Source organism: Enterococcus sp. AZ089 (genome assembly GCF_050547225.1).
Classification (GTDB): Bacteria; Bacillota; Bacilli; order Lactobacillales; family Enterococcaceae; genus Enterococcus_D; species Enterococcus_D entomosocium.
The window spans coordinates 3,677,501-3,698,637 of the sequence record NZ_CP172954.1; the positions used below are offsets into that span (position 1 = coordinate 3,677,501).

At 43.9% G+C, this 21,137-nt stretch carries 19 protein-coding genes, 1 rRNA gene and 1 other annotated feature (1 of these 21 cut by a window edge); of the genes, 7 read left to right on the forward strand and 13 right to left on the reverse strand.

Annotated elements, in window-relative coordinates:
* Positions 1–982, reverse strand: a 16S ribosomal RNA gene (locus tag IGJ01_RS17100); it reaches 578 nt to the left of the window's first position.
* A gap of 715 nt (positions 983–1,697) precedes the next feature.
* Between IGJ01_RS17100 and IGJ01_RS17105 the strand changes: the two genes are divergently transcribed.
* The 4 genes from IGJ01_RS17105 to IGJ01_RS17120 all read left to right on the forward strand — a co-directional run bounded on the left by IGJ01_RS17105 (position 1,698) and on the right by IGJ01_RS17120 (position 6,961).
* Positions 1,698–2,387, forward strand: a complete 690-nt coding sequence (locus IGJ01_RS17105) for a response regulator transcription factor (RefSeq protein WP_008376963.1) — start codon at positions 1,698–1,700, stop codon at positions 2,385–2,387.
* A complete protein-coding gene (locus IGJ01_RS17110) occupies positions 2,377–3,585 on the forward strand; it encodes a sensor histidine kinase (protein ID WP_005232945.1) in 1,209 nt (402 codons plus the stop codon). The genes IGJ01_RS17105 and IGJ01_RS17110 overlap by 11 nt, the downstream gene beginning before the upstream one ends.
* A 35-nt stretch (positions 3,586–3,620) precedes the next feature.
* Positions 3,621–3,818 (forward strand) — a binding site (T-box leader).
* Positions 3,819–3,875: 57 nt separating this feature from the next.
* A complete protein-coding gene (gene serS / locus IGJ01_RS17115; RefSeq protein WP_005232944.1) occupies positions 3,876–5,153 on the forward strand; it encodes a serine--tRNA ligase in 1,278 nt (425 codons plus the stop codon).
* Positions 5,154–5,440: 287 nt separating this feature from the next.
* A complete protein-coding gene (locus IGJ01_RS17120; RefSeq protein ID WP_429946923.1) occupies positions 5,441–6,961 on the forward strand; it encodes a polysaccharide deacetylase family protein in 1,521 nt (506 codons plus the stop codon).
* Positions 6,962–7,030: 69 nt separating this feature from the next.
* Here the strand turns inward: IGJ01_RS17120 and IGJ01_RS17125 are convergent, their stop codons facing one another.
* Positions 7,031–7,657 (reverse strand): TetR/AcrR family transcriptional regulator, encoded by a 627-nt coding sequence (locus IGJ01_RS17125; RefSeq protein WP_005232942.1) that lies wholly within the window; start codon positions 7,655–7,657, stop codon positions 7,031–7,033.
* Positions 7,658–7,742: 85 nt separating this feature from the next.
* Between IGJ01_RS17125 and IGJ01_RS17130 the strand changes: the two genes are divergently transcribed.
* Positions 7,743–8,444, forward strand: a complete 702-nt coding sequence (locus IGJ01_RS17130) for an ABC transporter ATP-binding protein (RefSeq protein WP_008376960.1) — start codon at positions 7,743–7,745, stop codon at positions 8,442–8,444.
* A 9-nt stretch (positions 8,445–8,453) separates the two neighbouring features.
* Positions 8,454–11,159: an FtsX-like permease family protein gene (locus tag IGJ01_RS17135; protein ID WP_005232940.1), complete on the forward strand. Its 2,706-nt coding sequence runs from the start codon at positions 8,454–8,456 to the stop codon at positions 11,157–11,159.
* Between the two features lie 158 nt (positions 11,160–11,317).
* Here IGJ01_RS17135 and guaB read toward each other — a convergent pair whose 3' ends face one another.
* The 11 genes from guaB to IGJ01_RS17190 form a co-directional block, all read right to left on the reverse strand.
* Positions 11,318–12,802 (reverse strand): IMP dehydrogenase, encoded by a 1,485-nt coding sequence (guaB, locus tag IGJ01_RS17140; RefSeq protein WP_005226250.1) that lies wholly within the window; start codon positions 12,800–12,802, stop codon positions 11,318–11,320.
* A gap of 202 nt (positions 12,803–13,004) precedes the next feature.
* Positions 13,005–13,697, reverse strand: a complete 693-nt coding sequence (locus IGJ01_RS17145; protein ID WP_005226251.1) for a DUF1129 domain-containing protein — start codon at positions 13,695–13,697, stop codon at positions 13,005–13,007.
* 71 nt (positions 13,698–13,768) lie between these two features.
* Positions 13,769–14,869 (reverse strand): redox-regulated ATPase YchF, encoded by a 1,101-nt coding sequence (ychF, locus tag IGJ01_RS17150; RefSeq protein WP_005226252.1) that lies wholly within the window; start codon positions 14,867–14,869, stop codon positions 13,769–13,771.
* An 8-nt stretch (positions 14,870–14,877) separates the two neighbouring features.
* Positions 14,878–15,066 (reverse strand): DUF951 domain-containing protein, encoded by a 189-nt coding sequence (locus IGJ01_RS17155; protein ID WP_005226253.1) that lies wholly within the window; start codon positions 15,064–15,066, stop codon positions 14,878–14,880.
* 10 nt (positions 15,067–15,076) lie between these two features.
* Positions 15,077–15,967 carry a ParB/RepB/Spo0J family partition protein gene (locus IGJ01_RS17160; protein ID WP_005226254.1) on the reverse strand — a complete coding sequence of 297 codons (891 nt, stop codon included), beginning with the start codon at positions 15,965–15,967 and terminating at the stop codon, positions 15,077–15,079.
* Positions 15,957–16,721, reverse strand: coding sequence for a ParA family protein (locus tag IGJ01_RS17165; protein WP_429946924.1), 765 nt, complete (start codon positions 16,719–16,721; stop codon positions 15,957–15,959). Before IGJ01_RS17165 ends, IGJ01_RS17160 begins: the two co-directional genes overlap by 11 nt.
* A gap of 11 nt (positions 16,722–16,732) precedes the next feature.
* On the reverse strand, positions 16,733–17,449 hold the full coding sequence (rsmG, locus tag IGJ01_RS17170) for a 16S rRNA (guanine(527)-N(7))-methyltransferase RsmG (protein ID WP_005226256.1): 717 nt from the start codon (positions 17,447–17,449) through the stop codon (positions 16,733–16,735).
* 297 nt (positions 17,450–17,746) lie between these two features.
* Positions 17,747–18,517: an Asp23/Gls24 family envelope stress response protein gene (locus tag IGJ01_RS17175; RefSeq protein ID WP_005232937.1), complete on the reverse strand. Its 771-nt coding sequence runs from the start codon at positions 18,515–18,517 to the stop codon at positions 17,747–17,749.
* A 24-nt stretch (positions 18,518–18,541) separates the two neighbouring features.
* On the reverse strand, positions 18,542–18,733 hold the full coding sequence (locus tag IGJ01_RS17180) for a DUF2273 domain-containing protein (RefSeq protein ID WP_005226258.1): 192 nt from the start codon (positions 18,731–18,733) through the stop codon (positions 18,542–18,544).
* 7 nt (positions 18,734–18,740) lie between these two features.
* A complete protein-coding gene (amaP, locus tag IGJ01_RS17185; protein ID WP_005232936.1) occupies positions 18,741–19,310 on the reverse strand; it encodes an alkaline shock response membrane anchor protein AmaP in 570 nt (189 codons plus the stop codon).
* 38 nt (positions 19,311–19,348) lie between these two features.
* On the reverse strand, positions 19,349–20,242 hold the full coding sequence (locus IGJ01_RS17190) for an SDR family oxidoreductase (protein ID WP_008376956.1): 894 nt from the start codon (positions 20,240–20,242) through the stop codon (positions 19,349–19,351).
* A gap of 256 nt (positions 20,243–20,498) precedes the next feature.
* On the opposite strand from IGJ01_RS17190, the gene IGJ01_RS17195 reads away from it, so the two are divergent.
* On the forward strand, positions 20,499–20,951 hold the full coding sequence (locus IGJ01_RS17195) for a DUF2188 domain-containing protein (protein ID WP_086332827.1): 453 nt from the start codon (positions 20,499–20,501) through the stop codon (positions 20,949–20,951).
* The last annotated feature ends 186 nt before the right edge of the window (positions 20,952–21,137 follow it).

Consider the following 21,137-nt stretch of genomic DNA (forward strand, 5'->3'; position numbering starts at 1 on the left):
TCGAATTAAACCACATGCTCCACCGCTTGTGCGGGCCCCCGTCAATTCCTTTGAGTTTCAACCTTGCGGTCGTACTCCCCAGGCGGAGTGCTTAATGCGTTTGCTGCAGCACTGAAGGGCGGAAACCCTCCAACACTTAGCACTCATCGTTTACGGCGTGGACTACCAGGGTATCTAATCCTGTTCGCTCCCCACGCTTTCGAGCCTCAGCGTCAGTTACAGACCAGAGAGCCGCCTTCGCCACTGGTGTTCCTCCATATATCTACGCATTTCACCGCTACACATGGAATTCCACTCTCCTCTTCTGCACTCAAGTCTCCCAGTTTCCAATGACCCTCCCCGGTTGAGCCGGGGGCTTTCACATCAGACTTAAGAAACCGCCTGCGCTCGCTTTACGCCCAATAAATCCGGACAACGCTTGCCACCTACGTATTACCGCGGCTGCTGGCACGTAGTTAGCCGTGGCTTTCTGGTTAGATACCGTCAAGGGATGAACGTTTTACTCTCATCCTTGTTCTTCTCTAACAACAGAGTTTTACGATCCGAAAACCTTCTTCACTCACGCGGCGTTGCTCGGTCAGACTTTCGTCCATTGCCGAAGATTCCCTACTGCTGCCTCCCGTAGGAGTCTGGGCCGTGTCTCAGTCCCAGTGTGGCCGATCACCCTCTCAGGTCGGCTATGCATCGTTGCCTTGGTGAGCCGTTACCTCACCAACTAGCTAATGCACCGCGGGTCCATCCATCAGTGACGCAAAAGCGCCTTTCAACTTTCTTCCATGCGGAAAATAGTGTTATACGGTATTAGCACCTGTTTCCAAGTGTTATCCCCTTCTGATGGGCAGGTTACCCACGTGTTACTCACCCGTTCGCCACTCTTTTTCTTTCGGTGGAGCAAGCTCCGGTGAAAGAAAAAGCGTTCGACTTGCATGTATTAGGCACGCCGCCAGCGTTCGTCCTGAGCCAGGATCAAACTCTCATAATGATTTGTTTGAATGACCATACGGTCATTAAGCTCATAAAAATTAACTTTGCTAGCTATTGCTTGCATGTATTTGTTTCAATAAATTGAAACGTCCTACACATTGGTTCGTTTGCTTGCTTTGTTCAGTTTTCAAAGGTCTACAGTGCTGTGTTAGCAACTTTTATATCATATCAGAGCGACAGTTGATTGTCAACTCTTTTTTAAAAAGTTTTTTTCGCCCGTTGTTTTTCAACTTCGTAGCGGCTGTCTCAGCGACTTCATTAGAATAACAAATGATTTGTTATTTGTCAACAACTTTTTTTAATTAATTTTGTTGATGTATCAACATCGATTAACTGTTTTAAAATTGCGACTTCGTTATAATATCATCTGTCGAGCTGTGCGTCAACCACTTTTTTAAATTCTTTTTACGAATTCGTTTAGTCATTTGGCACATGTAATAATATACCAAGACTTGCGCTATTCGTCAACCATAAAATGATTGATAGACCAACGTTTCTAGTTACTCCGTTTCCAAAGATGATTCGTGATTTTTAGTCCGTGATTTCCGCCTTTTTTAAGGACTTTTTCCGTTATTATTTGCCTATCGTTCGTCTTTTTCCTTTTTGTGTTTTCTTAATTCCTATCATTCTTATAAATTTAAGTATGATTTTATCTATTTTGTGGAATATTTGCTAAAATGGAGAAAAGAATATTGTTCCTAGGAGGACCCAGTATGAAAATACTTGTAGCAGATGATGACAAAGAGATCGTAGAACTATTAAGCATTTATTTACACAATGAAGGTTATGAATCGGTCAAAGCATATGATGGAAAAGAAGCACTGACCAAGATCCGCACCACTTCTGATATCGAACTATTGATCTTAGATATCATGATGCCAGAAATGGATGGCATGCAAGTCGTGAAAGAATTGAGAAAAGAATCCCAAATCCCTATTATTATGCTGACCGCTAAAACAACCGATATGGATAAGATTCGTGGATTGGTCGCCGGTGCTGATGATTATGTCACCAAACCTTTCAACCCATTAGAAGTTATGGCCAGGGTAAAATCGCTATTGAGAAGAACCAAGATGCAGGCTGCTTCAAATCAACCAGAGATTCTAGAAGTAAGCTCCCTTATTATCAATCGCGATTCCCATGAAGTAAAAACCGTCGATGGCAACGAAATTCAATTGACTGCATTAGAATTCGGTATCCTCTACTTGCTGGCATCGCATCCGAACCGTGTCTTTAGCGCCGATGAGATTTTTGAACGAGTTTGGAAACAAGAAAGTGTCGTTTCTGCCAAAACAGTTATGGTCCATGTCAGTCACTTACGAGATAAGATCGAAGAAGCCACGGATGGTGAAAAAGTCATCCAAACAGTATGGGGGGTCGGCTACAAAATAGATGCGAAGTAAACCAACTGAAAAAAAGCGCAACACACCAATCGAAAAAAAGAAACGGATCACGCTGACCTCAAAGGAAATCAGTGAGTTATTTGCCGAAGGAATTGTAACGATTGTTCTTTTACTTCTATTAAATATCGCTATTTTGGTCATCTTGACCTCAATCGTTGAAAATTCACCAGATTTAGTTGATGCCATCTACGCATCGAAGAATGCTTTCACATCTGCCTTTAATACAGATATCTTCCGCAGTGGGCGCAACTTCATTCTACCGATGTTCTTCCTATTAGATGTGATCGTCTTATATTGGCGTTTGATTCGTCGCTACCATCAAATGCAGCTACGTCACATCATCAGCGAGCTTCATTTTATTGCGGAAGGCAATTACGATCATCGCATCCCCTTCGAGTTACGGGGCGATTTAAGTCGGATCGTTTCTAATATCAATGGCTTAGTCGACAGTACGGTGGCGGCGATTGAAGATGAACGGCGGATCGAGCAATCCAAAGATGAGCTGATTACCAATGTCAGTCATGACATTCGAACACCGTTGACTTCGATCATCGGCTATTTAGGTCTAATTGAAGATCGACAATACCATTCAGAAGAAGAATTGCTGAAATATACCCATACGGCGTATGTCAAAGCCAAGCAAATGAAATCCCTTGTCGATGATTTGTTTGAATACACAAAAGTGCGCCAGCCTAGCGTCCCAATCAATGTGATGGAATTTGACATGGCCCAGCTAGTGGAACAATTGGCGGCGGACTTTGAATTAGAAGCTAGTCGGAAAGGCATCAAGATTGAAACATACACCCGTCCGGAACACATCGAGATGGATGGCGATACCGAAAAACTGGTGCGGGTCTTCAATAACTTGCTTTCGAATGCCTTGAAATACGGCAAAGGCGCCGATAAGATCCGCATGGAAGTCGAGAAAGTCGGGACCGAAGCGATCTTAACAGTCAAAAACAATGGGCAAATGATCCCTAAGCAAGCCCTTGATTCTCTATTCGACCGTTTCTACCGAGTGGAAGAATCCCGCTCTCAAGAAACAGGAGGAACTGGCTTAGGTCTAGCGATCGCTCAAAGCATCGTCGCCTTACATGGCGGCTATATCTATGCCAAGTCAACGCCGGAATGGACGTCCTTTATTATCCATCTCCCGTTGAAACGCAACAACTTATCCAACACACAAACCTATGGTTGACGACCCAACATTTTTTGGGTATGCTAGAGAAAATAATCAAGGCACAGAACCTAGTATATTTTTTTCATCTGTATAGAGAGCTGATGGTTGGTGAAAATCAGTGTTGGAAAAAATAGAATCCAGTTCTTTAACGTGTATTTTTCGAAAGAAAAATCGTTGGCTCACGATACGAGCAGCAAGGGCAGCGCAAGCTGAACTTGGGTGGCACCGCGAATGGTCATTTCGTCCCAAGCAATACGGGATTGGAATGGCCTTTTTTCTATGGAAAAATCAAAGGAGGATGTATCACTATGTTAGATGTAAAAATGATTCGCCAAAATTTTGCTGAAGTACAAAGCAAACTCGCAACACGAGGTGTCCAAAAAGAAGTGTTGGACCGCTTTTTAACACTTGATGAGCGTCGCCGAGAACTCTTAGTCCAAACGGAAGAGCGCAAGAAATTGCGTAATGAGGTTTCTGGTGAGATCGCCGCCTTGAAACGGGCGAAAGAAGATGCGGCAGATAAAATTGCCCAAATGAAAGAAGTCGGCAGCCAAATTAAGCAATTGGATGAAGAGATCGCTCAAATTGATGAAGACATCAAAGAGATCGCCACGACGTTGCCGAACTTGCCGAATGATTCTGTTCCGGTGGGCAAAGATGAAGATGACAATGTAGAAGTCCGCCGTTGGGCAGACCCAAAAACCTTTGCCTTTGAACCAAAACCCCATTGGGAGATCGCAGAAGACTTGGGGATTCTCGACTTTGAGCGGGGTGCCAAAGTTTCTGGTAGCCGTTTTGTTTACTACAAAGGCTTAGGTGCTCGTTTGGAACGTGCCTTATACAACTTCATGTTGGATCAGCATGTTTATGAGCATGGGTATACGGAGATGATCACCCCGTATATCGTCAACAGCCAAGCAATGTTCGGTACTGGGCAATTTCCGAAGTTTAAAGAAGATGTTTTCCAATTGGCAGACACTGATTTGACTTTGATCCCGACTGCGGAAGTACCTTTGACCAACTACTATCAAGGGGAGATCTTAGAACAAGAACAGCTCCCTGCCTACTTCACTGCCTTGAGCCCATCATTTCGTTCAGAAGCCGGCAGCGCTGGCCGTGACACTCGCGGTTTGATTCGCTTGCACCAATTCAATAAAGTCGAAATGGTGAAATTCAGTGATGCAGAACATTCTTATGAAGAATTAGAGAAAATGACGGCTAATGCCGAAGATATTTTGCAAAAACTCAATTTACCTTACCGTGTGCTTAGCTTGTGTACAGGAGATATGGGCTTTTCTGCAGCGAAGACCTATGATTTAGAAGTATGGATCCCTGCCCAAGAGATGTATCGTGAGATCAGCTCTTGCTCAAACTGTGAAGACTTCCAAGCACGTCGTGCCATGATCCGTTACCGTGATCAAGAGGGCAAGATTCACTACATGCATACACTAAACGGCTCTGGTTTGGCTGTCGGTCGGACGGTAGCCGCAGTGCTTGAAAATTATCAAAACGAAGACGGCAGTGTAACGGTACCAGAAGTTCTGGTTCCTTATATGGGCGGACTGACAAAAATTGAAAAAGCCTAAGCCTTAGTAACCTCAGTAGCAACCCCTAGAGAACAGTCACACCGCGTGAGCTGTTGCCTAGGGGTTTTCTTGTTTACGTAGCCTAGAGTGGTTTCCATCCCCCTAACCACTTTGATCACTTCTTGCAAGAGAAACAACGCAACAAGGCTGTAATTTTTAAGCGAATAATTAGAAAAATCCCTTTGTCTTTTTAATCCTCTATCAGAAACCGGGCATGATCGTTGAAAGTGCCTGTGACTTATGGTAACGTGGGCATAATTTAGGATGGAATGAAGGGAGCTTCACCAATGCCCGAACGAAAGACCTATGCCCGTCGGAGTGACTTGCACAAGAAACCAAACAATAATCAAAAACGAACAGCATCAGCTGAAGAAAGACCGAAAGGACCACCCTCGAGAAAGAAGCCGTATCGGAAAGCCATTTTTTCCTTATTTGCCTTATTATTGATCGTTTTGATCGCAACGGCTGGCTCGGTTCTTTACACCTTGCACCAACAAGAAGTTGCGGCCAAAGCAAAATATGAGGCAGCTGCAGAGAAATTACTGGCATCAATCCAAGCAGAACAAAGCCAAAATGGGTTAAAAACATCGCCTGAAGTGCTCTCAGAAGGAACAAACAAAGAACTGATCTACCGCCCGCAAGACCTCGATACGTTTCCCATCAAAGATATCAAAGACCGGTTGACAAAAGCCGCTGAGTCATTGCGCAAAAAACAAACGGAAAAAGAAGTCGTCACCGTTGCCCGTATCCAAGCACAAACGGTAGCTGCAAAAGTCTCTACCTATTCATTAAAAGCCGACAGCTATGTATGGAATCGAGAAACCGGTCGTTTTGAAGATGCTGATCGTTTAACAGATGCACCGATCTTCGTATCAGAGAAGACGCAAACCGAATTGTCTTTGAAAGAACTTGTTCCTGATGAAGGCAGCTTATTAGGTATTCAACAAGTCATTCAACAGAAACTGCTGGATCAAGCCAAGGAACCCGCAAAAATCATCGACGCCGTCTTGGCTATGGAGCGGATCACCTTCGATTCGAAATTTACTTATGATCCGGAAAAGCTGACCATCGAATTGCCAAAAAATCAGACGGAAGCGACAGAAATCACCCTGTCTTACAGCGAGATCGCCCCATTCATTGATCCTGATCTCGTGGCTGCTGACCAACTCAACAATGCCTTGCCAAGTCTTGACCCCAATAAAAAATACGTGGCATTGACCTTTGATGATGGACCCAACAGTACCTCCACTATGGATCTTTTGAACATCTTACAAGAAAATGACGTCAAAGCGACCTTCTTTATGCTGGGACAAATGGTTGAGCAATATCCGCAAGCCGCCAAAAAAGTCCAAGAAGCTGGACACGAGATCGCCAGTCATTCTTACTCTCATCCGCAGCTGAATACTCTTTCAGCGGAAGATTTGCAGGCAGAAGTTACGAAAACCAATAAAGCCATTTACAATGCGACGGGTTTACTACCTAGGAATTTACGGCCCCCTTATGGCGCTATCGACAAACAAAGCGCAGAAACCATCGGCATGCCGATCATTCAATGGGACATCGATTCTCAAGACTGGAAATTGAAGGATCCGAAGAAAATCAATGCCTTGGTTCAACAAAATGTCTTTAATGGTGCCATGATCTTGATCCATGATATTCACCCGAAATCTGTGAAAGCCGTACCGGGAGTCATTAAAACACTCAAAAACGAAGGCTACGAATTCGTGACCGTCGATCAATTATTAGAAGCACGGCAAAAACCGTTGCATCAATACTTTGGGATGAACGATGAACGCCTCGTTGATTAAGAGAAAAAGGAACGCAGCAAATTGTCTCTTGCTGCGTTCCTTTTTAGTTATTGGATCATCCCCTCTTTTTTAGCCCTTCTTTTCTTCATACACATTAGTCACAAAAATTTGAATCAATAGATCAGCGACAGCTTTTGGCGGCATCGTTGAAAAATCTTTGAGCCAGCGTTCGATCAAACCGATAGACCCGCAGACAAAAAAGCTAAGGCACAGTTCCAATTCTTCCTCGGAAGCATCTTGAAAGTATTGGGCAAATCGTTTCAAGGTCTCCGGTTTGATTTCTGACAACAAAAGATTCAGCAAATGGCTGTTGTTCAACAAAATCAAATGGGTGGTACTAGGATTCTCATACAAAATCGTCAATAGTTTTTCCAGCCAAAGATCCAATGACAAATTTTCCTGCTGCAAGTTCGATGCGATCTGCTCAACGAGCTCCCCTTCGATCTCCTCCAACAAAGCGGCTGTGTCCTTATAATATTTATAAAATGTTCCCCGATTGATATCTGCTCGTTCCGCAATCTCTTTGATCGTGATTTTGCGATACTCTTTTTCCAACAATAACTCCTGAAAGGCGCGCCGGATCACTTTTTTCGAGTAGATCGTTCGACGGTTCCCGACAGTCCCTACCATATCGTTTCCCCTTTTCTCTGTACATTTAATCAATATTTGTCTATTTAATGACAAATAAGCAAGCATTGAGGATTGCTCTTACTTTTCTTTCTTAGTATACTAACACCATGTGATTAAATCAACACGTGTTTAAAAAATGGAGGCTTTATTAATGAGTTATGTTGAAGTAAAGAATGAATATAAACGCTATCAGATGGGCGAAACCACTATCACTGCCAACAATGATCTTTCCTTTGCCATTGAAGAAGGCGAATTAGTGGTGATTCTTGGACCTAGTGGTGCCGGAAAATCGACCGTTTTGAATATCTTAGGCGGGATGGACTCGCCAGATGAAGGAGAAATCATTATCGACAATGTCGATATCGCGAAGTTTAACGACAAACAATTAACAGAATACCGCCGCACAGACGTTGGGTTTGTCTTCCAGTTTTATAATTTGGTCCCAAATCTGACAGCAAAAGAAAACATTGAATTGGCTACTGAAGTCTCACCGAATGCACTCGATCCTGATGAAGTCTTGGCCCAAGTCGGGTTAGAAAACCGCAAAAACAACTTTCCTTCTCAGCTTTCTGGTGGGGAACAGCAGCGGGTATCGATCGCTCGGGCGTTAGCCAAAAACCCGAAACTGCTGCTATGCGATGAACCGACTGGTGCTTTGGACTTTGAAACAGGAAAACAAGTGTTGAAGCTTTTGCAAAACGCTAGCCGGAAAAATGGCAATACGGTGTTGATCATCACCCATAATAGCGCCATTGCCCCGATCGCCGATCGGGTGATCCATATCAACGATGCCACTGTCCGTTCCATTGAAGAGAATCCTCATCCCATCTCGATCGATGAAATCGTTTGGTAGGAGGATCTGATGAAAAATAAGACCTATCTTAAAGCAAGTTTGCGAGAGATTCGCCAATCAAAAGGCCGCTTTATCGCAATCACCTTGATCATTTTTTTAGGAACGTTTCTCTTTGTCGGTGTCAAAGCAACCGGCCCGATCCTGAACCATTCCGCGAGTGAATATGTCAACGGCCAGCAATTAGCAGATCTGCAAGTCACTTCAACACTGGGATTGACAGAGGAAGACATTGATGCCGCGGAAAAAAGCGGTGCTCACACAGAAGCCGCCTATCAATTTTATTACGCTGCCAATTCAGATGAAGTCGTGCAAGTGACCTCCTATGACCCCTCACAGGAACTCAACCAGTTACTGGTGAAGGACGGCCGACTGCCAGAAAAAGCCGATGAAATCGTGCTGGACACCGAAGCAAAAAATTATGGCTGGCAAATAGGTGATACTTTTACGATCGATGATGCCGATAATCTGTCGGACAAAGAGTATACGATCGTTGGGTTTGCCACTTCTCCCATTTATATCAGTGCTGCCGAACGGGGCTATGCAAATGTCGGCAGCGGTGTCGTGACGTACTTTGCTTATGTACCGGAAGAACAGTTCACGATGGAGGTCAAATCGATCCTCTATCTCGCCTTTGATGATGTCGCCGGGCTTGAAACATACTCCGATACGTACACCGACAAGATGGCAGCCCATCAAGAAACGATTGAGGAACTGTTTGCGGACCGTCCTAAGGAACGCTTAGCAGAAATTCAACAAGACGCTTTTGATGAATTAGCCCCTGCAGAAAAAGAAGTCCGCGATGGACAAAAACAGTTAGCTGATGGACAAGCACAACTGGATCAGGCCAAAGCGGAACTAGAACAACAGCAAGCCGCCTTGGCACAGCTGCCGCCCGTACAACAAGCAGCCCTCGAAGGCCAATTGGCGGCTGGAGAAGCAGAATTGACACAGCAGCAAGACCAATTAGATGAACAGCAACAAGAACTAACCGATGCCCAACAAACACTGGCAGAAAAACGGGCAGAGATCGAAGACTTGGCAGAGCCGACGTATCTTTACAACCAACGCAAAGACAATCCCGGTTTCCAAGAATATGGTGGGCTGTCTGATCGTATCGCAGCGATCGCCAATGTGTTTCCTGTCTTCTTCTTCTTTATCGCTGCGTTGATCACCTTTACGACACTGACGCGGATGGTAGAAGAAAACCGCAAAGAGATCGGTACCTTAAAAGCGATGGGCTATGGCAAAGTCGAGATCTCCCTTAAATATTTGATTTATGCCCTCCTTTCTTCGGCCATTGGCATTATTAGTGGTGCCGTATTAGGAACCGAACTGTTGCCGCGTTTGATCTATTTCCTATCCAGCGAACGGTATCTTTTAGACGGGATTCGCGTCTATTATGTCTGGTCGCCAATTATTTTGGCCGCAATCGCCTTTTTACTGGCGACGCTTGGTGCCTGTCTGTTTGTTCTGATCAAAGAATTGCGGGAAAAACCTGCCCAGCTGCTGCAAGTTCGCGCACCAAAGCCCGGGAAACGGATTTTATTAGAAGCAATTACCCCCTTATGGTCCCGTTTAAGCTTCAATCAAAAAGTCAGCTTCCGTAACATCTTCCGCTACAAATCGCGAATGATCATGGCAATCATTGGCATCGCCGGTTGTACGGGACTGATGGTGGCAGGCGTTGGGTTGAAAGATTCTCTAAGTGCCGTGACTGCAAAACAATTTGGGCCCATTACGGATTATCAAGCCGTCGTGACCTTAAATGATGCGAAGGAAGAAACCGTTGCTGCCGCTGAAACGGTTTTAACAGACGAGCCTCTTGTGACCCATTCGATGCTAGTCTACAATGAAACGATCGAGATTCGACCGACTAACCAAGGAAAACAAAGTCTGACCTTGATGGTTCCGGCAGATCAGGATGCTTTTGCAGACTATGTCCATTTGAAAACGACGGCAGGACAGAAGCTGTCATTAACAGAGGGTGCCGTGCTGACTATGAAGTACGCAGAATTATATGATTTGCACGTTGGCGATACATTGACCTTCTATACCAGCGATCAAGAAGCCTATGAAGTACCTATTAGTGGCATCGCAGAAAATTATTTAGGCAATTCTCTTTATCTGTCGCCGACCGTTTATGAAGAAATCACCAATAGTACCTTTGAACCAAATGCGTTCTTAGTCAAAAGCAAGACGATGACGAAAAAACAAGAGGAAGCTTTATCAACAGCCTTGTTAGATACCGACAAAGTCAAAAACACGACGTTCCTTTCCACTCAGATCAAAATGCAGGATGATTCGATGGGTAACTTGAACGCCATTGTCTTGATCTTAGTTGTATTATCAGGGGCATTAGCCTTTGTCGTCTTGTATAACTTGACCAACATCAATGTTTCCGAGCGGATTCGCGAGCTTTCTACTATCAAAGTATTAGGGTTTTACAATAAGGAAGTGACTATGTACATCGTACGAGAAAATATCGTCTTTACGTTATTTGGGATTCTCGCAGGTTACGTGGTAGGTTACTTCTTGACTGACTTTATTTTGATCCAAGCTTCGATGGAGAACATGGTCTTTCCATTAGTGATCAATTGGCCGGCTTATGCTTTAGCCGGTGGCATGACGATTCTCTTTACGATCATCGTGATGTACGTCACCCATGTGAAACTGACTCATGTCAATATGATCGATGCGTTGAAATCAAACGAATAAGTTACTGCTAAAGCGATTTGCTGATCATCCAGCAGCGATTTTAGAGAAAAGGGTGCCGATCTCAGCCATTTTGGCAAGATCGGCACCCTTTTTTAGAACCAAACGCCCCCTCTGTCCACTTTTGAACAGAGGGGGCGTTGGTTTTCACGTGAAACATTTTATGATTTTACGGAGTAGTTTGGTGCTTCTTTCGTGATTTGAACATCGTGGGGATGTGATTCTTTTAGTCCGTTGCCGCTCATTTGGATGAATTGTGCTTCATCACGTAATTGCTGCAGATTGCCGGCACCGACATAACCCATCCCTGATTTCAACCCGCCGATCATTTGGAAGATGATATCAGAAACGCTGCCTTTATAAGCGACACGTCCTTCAATGCCTTCTGGAACCAATTTGTTGGCTTCGTTTACGCCCCCTTGGAAGTAACGGTCGCTGGAGCCTTTTTCCATTGCCCCCAATGAACCCATTCCGCGGTACGTTTTGAAGCGACGGCCTTGATAGATTTCAAATTCACCTGGTGATTCGTCAGTTCCTGCCAACATGCTACCGAGCATTACAGCATGTCCGCCAGCTGCTAAAGCTTTGACGATATCGCCAGAGTACTTGATCCCACCATCGGCAATGATTGCTTTGCCATATTGACGTGCCACAGAGGCTGCATCATAGATCGCTGTCAATTGAGGAACTCCGACACCGGCTACCACCCGAGTAGTACAGATCGATCCTGGACCGATCCCGACTTTTACGACATCGACACCAGCATCATACAATGCTTTCGTGCCTTCTGCAGTGGCAACATTTCCAGCAATCAATGTCGCTTCTGGGAAATGTGCACGAATTTCAGAGATTTTGCGTAAAACACCGGCACTGTGTCCATGGGCAGTATCAATGACGATCGCGTCCACGCCTGCATCCAATAATGCTTGTGCACGTTCAAAGGTATCGCTGGTAACGCCGACTGCTGCTGCCACTAATAGGCGTCCATGCGTGTCTTTGGCTGCATTCGGGAATTCGATTACTTTTTCAATATCTTTGATGGTGATCAACCCGCTTAAGATCCCTGCTTCATCAACGATCGGTAATTTTTCGATCTTGTGTTGTTGTAAGATTTTTTCCGCATCTTTCAACGAAGTACCGACAGGTGCTGTGATCAATTGGTCTTTGGTCATCACATCATTGATCGGCATCGTATAATCCGTGACAAAACGCATGTCGCGGTTCGTGATGATACCGACTAATTTGCGGTTTTCCATCGTTTCTACGATCGGTACCCCGCTGATGCGGTACTTGCTCATCAAATGTTCTGCATCAGCAACTAAGTGGCTTGGTGTTAAGAAAAACGGATCGATGATCACGCCGCTTTCAGAACGTTTTACTTTGCGCACTTCATCTGCTTGCGCGGCGATACTCATGTTTTTGTGAATCACGCCAAGTCCGCCTTGACGCGCCATTGAGATCGCCATTTTACTATCAGTTACGGTATCCATACTGGCACTTATGATTGGAATATTTAGTGTAATATTCGGGGCAAGCTGCACTTTCATATCCACGTCATTTGGCAAGACGTGACTTTCTGCCGGAATCAATAAGACATCATCAAACGTTAACCCTTTTTTTACAAATTTGGTTTCCCAGTTGGACATTTTTGTAACCACTCCTTAAAGTTTTTAGGTATTTTAAAAAAAATAGCAAAGATTTTTTCATAAGTCAACCATTCGGAAAGCTTTCTTAATAATCCTCTTCAAACCTTTGGTCAAATCTCATAATTCGCCATTTTTTCTAAAAAAACACGCTGATCGTGCGGTCTTTTTTAACAAAAGAAGGCGCACGATCAACGTGTAGCCATCAGCCTCTAGGAACAGACAGACTGCTGATGATATTGTATTTGCGTTTCAAGTAGTACTTCGCTGCTAATGCCACTGCCCCGATCAAGGCTTCGATCACAGGGTCCACTTGTGGATTCAATGGTGGCTGGATCATCGCAGAAAGCGAGATCACAACGATCCATAGCATGAAGGCTGCGACTAAAATCAAAATGATCTTCCACATCTTCGGCCGTTTGCTCTTATCAGCACCCGGGCGTTCATATTGATACATGTATTTGTACATCAAGTAGAAGACCCAACCAGCAAGCATCGCCATCAAGAAGAGGGTCAATAAGCCATAAGGTTGTGCTTGTCCTCTAGTAAAGATTCCCATAACCCCTAGCATCAACCCAAAAATCCCTAAAATCAGCAAGGTGTTATCCAACCACATCAAGAAGGGGCCGGATTCTTTTTGCTCAACGGGTTTGTTGATGATGGCTTCGGTACGTTCAGACACTGTACCAAATAATTGGCGGGCCGTTTTGCCGCCTTTTTGTTCTTTGACTAAGACCGGCAGCATCTCATGCAAGGCAATCGTTTTTTCTTCTTCAGAAAGGTTGGCTGCCTCTAGCGATTTTTTTAAATCAAATATATATTGTTGGTTTCGTTTTGTTAATTGTTGTTCTAATTCACGATTTTCGGAAACATAATTTCGCAGAGTTTCTGGTTCCATGAATTGATTCTCCCTTCTGCGTTTTCTTCACAATGGACATTTTACCACAAATTCACTGGGAAGAAAGCCCTTTATACGTTAAAACGGAACAACATCACGTCGCCATCTTGCACGACATAATCTTTTCCTTCCAAACGTACCCGACCGGCTTCTTTGGCCGCTTGCATCGTGCCGTATTGGTTCAGATCTTCAAAGGAAACAGTTTCCGCACGAATAAAGCCGCGCTCAAAGTCCGTATGGATGATCCCCGCTGCTTGCGGTGCTTTGATGCCTTTACGGAACGTCCACGCACGCACTTCTTGTTCACCAGCGGTAAAGTACGTTGCTAGACCCAGCAAATCATAGGCAGCACGAATCAATTGATCCAACCCTGATTCTTCAATTCCTAATGCTTCTAAAAACTCTGCTTTGTCTTCTTCTTCCAGCTCAGCGATCTCTTCTTCGGCACGAGCACTGATGACGATCACTTCCGCATTTTCGCTCGCTGCAAATTCCTTCACTTTGTTGACATAGTCATTGGTTTCATAGTCTGCCACGTCTTCTTCTGCTACGTTGGCAACGTATAAAACTGGTTTGGTCGTTAGTAAAAACAAACTTTTGACGATGCGCTGTTCTTCATCTGTAAATTCGATCGAACGAGCAGAGATCCCTTCTTCTAAGACCGGTTTGATCTTATCAAGAACGGCCAGTTCCGCAACTGCATCTTTGTCTTTGGTTTTGGCAATTTTTGCGACCCGAGTATAGCGCTTGTTGACGGATTCTAAATCCGCTAAAACCAACTCCAAATTGATGGTGTCGATATCAGCTAATGGGTCCACGCGGCCTTCCACGTGGGTGATGTTGTCATCGTCGAAACAACGAACGACATGACAGATCGCATCCACTTGGCGGATATGGCTCAAAAATTGGTTACCTAATCCTTCCCCTTTGCTGGCACCGCGGACGATTCCGGCAATATCCGTAAATTCAAAGGTGGTTGGGACCGTCTTTTTCGGACGGACTAATTCTGTTAAACGCTGTAAGCGCCAATCTGGCACTTCCACCATTCCTACATTCGGATCGATCGTCGCAAACGGGTAGTTTGCGGCTTCTGCTCCTGCTTTGGTTATTGCATTAAATAAAGTAGATTTGCCCACATTTGGCAATCCAACGATTCCGGCAGTTAACGCCATGCTTCACTTCACTCTTTCTCTTTTTTTTCTAGGATTTTCTTCATCTTTTTATCAAATTCTCGGCGCGTCATCATGACGATGTGGCCGCAATTCGTACACTTTATTTTGATGTCTGCCCCCATGCGGATGATTTCCCAACGATTGGCTTTGCAGGCATGCGGTTTTTTCATTTCGACAATATCCCCAAGATCATACATCTTTATCACCTCAAGCTTCATCAAATTGAATGTTCAATAAATCTAAAATACGGGTTAAATCTTTTTGTGACAGGTATTCGATCTCGATTTTTCCTTTGCCTTCTTTTTCGCGGATCTCGACATTCGTGCCGAATTTATCCATCAACCGTTCTTCGCTTTCTCGTAAATAGTACGGTTTTTCCCGAATCAGACGCGGCACTTTTTTCTTTTCGTTTTTCGTGTCGTTCATCTCAGCGACCATTTGTTCTAATTGGCGGACTGTCAGATTTTCTTTGACACAACGATTGGCTAATTTTAAGATCTGTTCTTTGTTTTTCAAGCCTAATAATGTCCGGGCTTGCCCCATAGACAAACGGTCATCTTGAACCATTTCTTTGACGAGTTTCGGCAAGGACAGTAACCGCAAATAATTGGCGATATACGGGCGGCTTTTCCCTAAACGTTCAGCGACTTGTGCTTGGGTCAATTTCAAGTTCTTCATCAGCATGTCATAGGCTTCTGCTTCTTCTAAAGGATTTAAATCTTCCCGCTGCAAGTTTTCTAAAACGGCGACTTGCATCATCGCTTCTTCATCAAAATTGCGGATGATGGCTGGGATCGTTTCCTTGCCAGCTAATTTGGATGCTCGAAACCGGCGTTCACCAGCAATGATCTCATAGCCTTTGACGGATGATTGCCGCACGATGATCGGTTGAAAGACCCCCGAATGTTGGATCGAATTGGCTAGTTCTTGTAATGAAAGCTCATCAAAGGTTTTTCGCGGTTGATAAGGGTTGGGTCTTAATTCGTTTAAAGGCAGTTCAACGACTTTTTCTGTCTTGATATCGACTTCTTCTAACCCTTGCAGGTCTTGAAACAACGCATCGATCCCACGCCCTAATCCTTTCCCTTTATTCTTCACGGGCTAACACTTCCTTTGCTAACGTCTGATAGACTTCGGCTCCTTTTGAGCGTGGATCATAATCAATGATCGACAATCCATGACTAGGTGCTTCAGACAACCGGATATTCCGCGGAATAATGGTTTCGTATACTTTTTCTTGGAAATAGCGGCGGACTTCTTCCACGACTTCCGCGCCTAAGTTCGTGCGGGCATCATACATCGTCAGTAAGACCCCTTCGATCTCTAACTCAGGGTTAAAATGTTTTTGTACTAAACGCACGGTATTCAATAGTTGGCTCAGCCCTTCCAATGCATAGTACTCACATTGGACTGGGATCAAAATCGAATCACTGGCGGTAAAGGCATTGATCGTCAAATGACCTAAAGATGGCGGGCAATCGATAAAGATATAATCGTATTGTTCTTTGATTTCATTCAAAGCCGATTTCAATCGAGATTCCCGTGCCATCATGGAGGTCAATTCAATTTCCGCACCAGCTAATTGGATCGTCGCTGGAACGATATCCAAGTTTTCTCGGCTGCTAGGTAAAATCGCTTCAACGATCGGTGTTTCATTGACTAATACATCATAGATGTCTTGTTCCACAACTGGTTTGCGAATGCCGACACCGCTTGTGGCGTTGCCTTGGGCATCAATATCTACGAGTAACACTTTTTTGCCGACAAATGCTAAGGACGCACCTAGGTTCACCGTTGTGGTGGTTTTGCCTACGCCGCCTTTTTGGTTTGCAACAGAAATAATACGGGCCATTGATTTTCCTCCTATTTAATTGGTTGTTTCGCTGGCATTCCCGGTTTGCGGGGGTATTTCTTTGGCGTTTCTTTTTTCTTTTGAATGATCAAAAGATGGCGTTCATCGCCGCTGACCGGTAAGGTAAAGCTTTTTTCTTCAATAAATTTGCCGCCTAAGAGTGAGATCGCTGGTTTGGCTTCAACCAGTTCTTCCTCGCTTTTGGCAGCTTTGAGCGCATAAAAATAGCCTGCTTTTTTCACCAATGGCACACAGAGTTCCGTTAACACATTCAAACGGGCAACCGCTCGAGCGGTCACATAATCGAATTGCCCACGAAATTGCGGGTTTTGACCAAATGTTTCTGCACGGTCATGGTACAAGTGGACATTTTCCAATTGTAGATCCGTCACAAGAGTTTGTAAAAAGGTGATGCGCTTATTTAAAGAGTCGACGATCGTCACTTCTAATTCAGGAAACACGATTTTTAGTGGAATACTTGGAAAGCCAGCACCTGAACCGACATCGCACAAATGACTTTGCGGGTCAAAGGCGGTTTCAAAAGCTAAGGAAACAGAATCGTAGAAATGCTTTAAATACACTTCTGATTTTTCCGTGATTGCGGTTAGATTCATCTTCTGATTCCATTCGACTAAACGCTCGAAATAGACAGCGAATTTTTCCATTTGTTCTTCGGTTAAAACGATCCCGTTTTTGCGTAATTCTTCATGAAATTCTTCAGGTAGCATAACGAATCCTTTCTATTTTGTGAAACAGAAAAATGTTTCACAGACTAGTTCCTACTTTAACGCAAAAAGCAGTGTGATGCAATAGCCAGAGATTGCTTTCTAGGAGAATTTACCATTTTTTAACTGGGGCTTTAAGGTTGGTTTAAGGCATAGAAATTATACTCATTTCAATCCAAAAAACTTTTTTCATCTTTCCTTGACCAGCAAGGCTGCCAACCCTCCTGGTCAGCTTTTTTCTCAAAGAAACAAGCATTGATCACAGGATCAATGCTTGTTTTTGTTTCATATGAAACTTTTTTATTTCACGCGAGGTTCGTTGTATTCTTCGATACGATCAGACGCGCGGGAAGCCGCATGTTTGGCTTTGTTGGTTTGACGTGAAGCAAAGTCGCCGGTTTTAGAAGCCGCTGACGTTACTTTGTCTTGAACCGTTTCTTGTTCCTCTTCGTATTCAGCGATCGTTTTTACATCTACAACGTTGATGTTGACTTCGATCACTTCTAATTGGGTCATTGTCGTTACTTCTTTTTGAATGACTTCTTTGACTTGTTCAGCGATTTCTGGGATGTTGCGGTCGTATTCAACCACGATATCTAAATCAACGGCTACTTGTTTTTTCCCAACTTCAGTATTGATACCGGCAGTCACATTATCTGTATTAACTAATTTTTCAGCAATATTAGAGAAGAAACCACCATCGACCGTCAACAGGCCATCTACATTTTCTAATGCAATTCCGATAATTTTTTGGATCACTTTGTCATCATAGGTCAATGAACCATGAACGGGTGCATCCCCGGTTGGTCCTTCAAAATCGTTGTGGCCAGGTTTTGGCGGTGCTGGATGATGTCCGGCTGGATCTGGATTTCCTGGTGCTGGATGATCCCCTGGTTTTGGTCCATTTTGTTGTCCTGCTACTGCTTTTTCAGCATTTGGTACCACTGGATCAGGTGATTCAGTCATTGGAATCGCATTTTCATTGGCTTGATGATTGGTGTTGGGAACCACTGGATCTGGATGTGCACTGACATTTTTTTCATTGTTTAATTCGTTTTTATCGTTATTCATTAAAAATTCCTCCTATAAAATACGTTATTGTTGGTTAAAAAATTCGTCGATGATACCGGTACGTTGGAGATACAATCCTAGCGCAAAACCCAAACCTGTTAGGAGTAGAATCAGCAATGTTTTGAAAAAACCGATCGTTACAAACAACACAGCCAGAACAAGGCCGATTGCTCCAAAAATCAATGGGATTTTGTATTGTTGTAGTTCGTTCATCATAGCCCTCCTATTCTACTCGCGGGTTTTCCGGAGTCTCATTTTGTTCAAAATTCGCGTAATTGACTTCGACTTTGACTTTTTCACTTGAGCCAAGCACTCGTTGGACATCTTGTTGGATTTCCGCCATTAAGTTTTCGGTTTTGCCAACTAAGGCAGACGTCCGTTTCAAGCGGCCTTTGATTTTGATTAAAATTCGATTTTTGGTCGCCTTGACATGAACTTTTGGTCCTTCAACAAATTCTTTTTCATTTACTTTCGTACGTACAAGTCCTTCGATCGCTTTCTTATCGATCGTCAATGCGCCCTTATCCTCTTTCAAAACAAAGGTTGTTTTGGTTTTTGGATAAAACAGCACGACTAAGATCACGATCAAGAATACGGCGATTAAAACAACGGCTACCCAAAACATATATTGACGCATAAACAAGTTGTCAAAGAAATACGTGACGACATTGCCTCTGCTGTCCAAACCAAATGGCAGCTGCATGTAAGGATTACTCATTAAAACGATTGGTAATAAGACAGTGATAAAGATCAACGAAACGATGATTGATACGATTTTCCACCCTTTACTCATAGGACACCTCCTCCTTTTTCTCCGATTTTTTGATAAGCTTACAAGTTAATGGCTTCTCCGCCGGTAACACCATAAATCTGTGCTGTCACATAGCTAGCTTTATTGGAAGCTAAAAAGACATAGACGGGTGCCAGCTCAGCTGGTTGTCCTGCCCGCTCCAGTAATGCTTGCTGACCAAATTCAGGCAGCTTGTCTTGCGGTTGGCCATGATCTAACTGTAATGGTGTCCAGATTGGTCCTGGGGCTACCCCATTGACCCGAATCCCTTTTTCAGCAAATTGTTTCGCCAAGCTGACTGTAAAACTGGCGATCGCCGATTTGGTTGCCGCATAATCCATTAAATGGGCACTTGGACTAAAGGCTTGGACAGAAGTCGTTGTCACGATCGCTCCTCCAGCCGGTAAGTGTGGCTCAGCTGCTTTCACTAATGCAAACATTGAGATAATGTTTACCATAAAGGTGTCTTTCACTTGTTCAATCGGTAATTCTGCAATCGATGGCCGCGTGATTTGCTGTGCTGCGTTCAATACTAATGTATCTAACCCACCTAATGCTGCTACCGCTTTGTCAACGATCTCTTGTGGTGCCGCTTCGTCTCGCAGGTCATAGGGTAGCAAAATCACTTTGCGTCCGGCTTCTTTGATGTACCCTGCAACTTCTTCGGCATCTTCTTCTTCTCCTGGGAAAAAGTGCAGGGCAATGTCTGCTCCTTCACGAGCGAAGGCAATCGCTGCTGCTCGTCCGATCCCAGAATCCCCACCGGTAATCAGTACCCGCCGGTTTTCTAACTGCTGACTTCCCTCATAAGAGTCTTCACCACAATCAGGTTTTGGTCGCATTTCTTCTTGTAAAGCAGGCGTATCTTGTTCCTGTTTGCTGTATTTACCCGTGTGATAAAGTTCCCGTGGATCAGTCAAAATAGGTTCACTCATTCTTACGTCCTCCTTTTCTCTATAATAAAATTCTAAACCATTCATTTTTTTTTGGGAAATATAACGCTTTGTTAACAAAAATAAATCCTCGTTTATTAGAAAATGAAAAAAGAAAGTGCCCTCATTTTTGACCAGAAAGCAAATGATTTCACTTTTTTATAGAAGGGGGTAAACTAATAAGTAATATCTGGTGGTGCCTGTAAAAAGGAACCCCTAGGAAAATGACTTTGGATCAAGAAAAAGGAGGAACCAAACAATGCCTTGGAATGTCCGTGATTATCCTGCGTCAATGAAGAATCTAGACCCCTTAGTTCGTAAAAAAGCGATCGATATCGCCAATGCCCTGCTAGCCGATGGCTATTCCGATGATCGGGCGATCCCGATCGCCACGAGTCAAGCAGAAAAATGGTATGACAATGCAGATGAAGAGGAGAAGAAAGCTTTTCAGAAAGAGAAAAATCCGCAAAAAGACGATTCCCATCAAACCAATAAAAATGCGAAAAAATTAATGAATGCGGATGTTGAAGTTGTGTATGAAGAGGACCAATGGCAAGTCCGTTCCAAAGGAGCAAAACGTGCCAGTGATCATTTCGACAATAAAGCAGAGGCCATCGCCCGTGCCAAAGAAATTGCCGAAAACAAAGAATCCGTGGTGAACGTTTATAAAAAAGATGGTGACCATCAAAAGGATATTGATTTAGGAGAATAAAATTGGCCGCAAAAAAGCGGAAGGAGGTCTTACGTTTGTCGTTTTAACGGCGCGAAACGTTACCTTCTCTTTCGCTTTTTTGTTTCCTTTTACAGCTAGGTTTGGTTAAAACTAAAGCAACCGCTTCTTTAACGTTTCTTTTAAAAAGCAACGTTTCATTGTCAGAAACCTAAAAAACGAAGACCT

Bases quoted from the DNA above. Each gene is read 5' to 3' on its own strand.
- IGJ01_RS17110 (WP_005232945.1), top strand. From the start codon at position 2,377: ATGCGAAGTAAACCAACTGAAAAAAAGCGCAACACACCAATCGAAAAA.
- amaP (WP_005232936.1), bottom strand. From the start codon at position 19,310: ATGAGTAAAGGGTGGAAAATCGTATCAATCATCGTTTCGTTGATCTTT.
- IGJ01_RS17145 (WP_005226251.1), bottom strand. From the start codon at position 13,697: ATGGAACCAGAAACTCTGCGAAATTATGTTTCCGAAAATCGTGAATTA.
- IGJ01_RS17125 (WP_005232942.1), bottom strand. From the start codon at position 7,657: ATGCTTGCTTATTTGTCATTAAATAGACAAATATTGATTAAATGTACA.
- IGJ01_RS17105 (WP_008376963.1), top strand. From the start codon at position 1,698: ATGAAAATACTTGTAGCAGATGATGACAAAGAGATCGTAGAACTATTA.
- IGJ01_RS17135 (WP_005232940.1), top strand. From the start codon at position 8,454: ATGAAAAATAAGACCTATCTTAAAGCAAGTTTGCGAGAGATTCGCCAA.
- IGJ01_RS17165 (WP_429946924.1), bottom strand. From the start codon at position 16,721: ATGGCCCGTATTATTTCTGTTGCAAACCAAAAAGGCGGCGTAGGCAAA.
- IGJ01_RS17175 (WP_005232937.1), bottom strand. From the start codon at position 18,517: ATGAATAACGATAAAAACGAATTAAACAATGAAAAAAATGTCAGTGCA.
- rsmG (WP_005226256.1), bottom strand. From the start codon at position 17,449: ATGCTACCTGAAGAATTTCATGAAGAATTACGCAAAAACGGGATCGTT.
- IGJ01_RS17155 (WP_005226253.1), bottom strand. From the start codon at position 15,066: ATGTATGATCTTGGGGATATTGTCGAAATGAAAAAACCGCATGCCTGC.
- guaB (WP_005226250.1), bottom strand. From the start codon at position 12,802: ATGTCCAACTGGGAAACCAAATTTGTAAAAAAAGGGTTAACGTTTGAT.
- IGJ01_RS17120 (WP_429946923.1), top strand. From the start codon at position 5,441: ATGCCCGAACGAAAGACCTATGCCCGTCGGAGTGACTTGCACAAGAAA.
- ychF (WP_005226252.1), bottom strand. From the start codon at position 14,869: ATGGCGTTAACTGCCGGAATCGTTGGATTGCCAAATGTGGGCAAATCT.
- IGJ01_RS17190 (WP_008376956.1), bottom strand. From the start codon at position 20,242: ATGAGTGAACCTATTTTGACTGATCCACGGGAACTTTATCACACGGGT.
- IGJ01_RS17195 (WP_086332827.1), top strand. From the start codon at position 20,499: ATGCCTTGGAATGTCCGTGATTATCCTGCGTCAATGAAGAATCTAGAC.
- IGJ01_RS17180 (WP_005226258.1), bottom strand. From the start codon at position 18,733: ATGATGAACGAACTACAACAATACAAAATCCCATTGATTTTTGGAGCA.
- IGJ01_RS17130 (WP_008376960.1), top strand. From the start codon at position 7,743: ATGAGTTATGTTGAAGTAAAGAATGAATATAAACGCTATCAGATGGGC.
- serS (WP_005232944.1), top strand. From the start codon at position 3,876: ATGTTAGATGTAAAAATGATTCGCCAAAATTTTGCTGAAGTACAAAGC.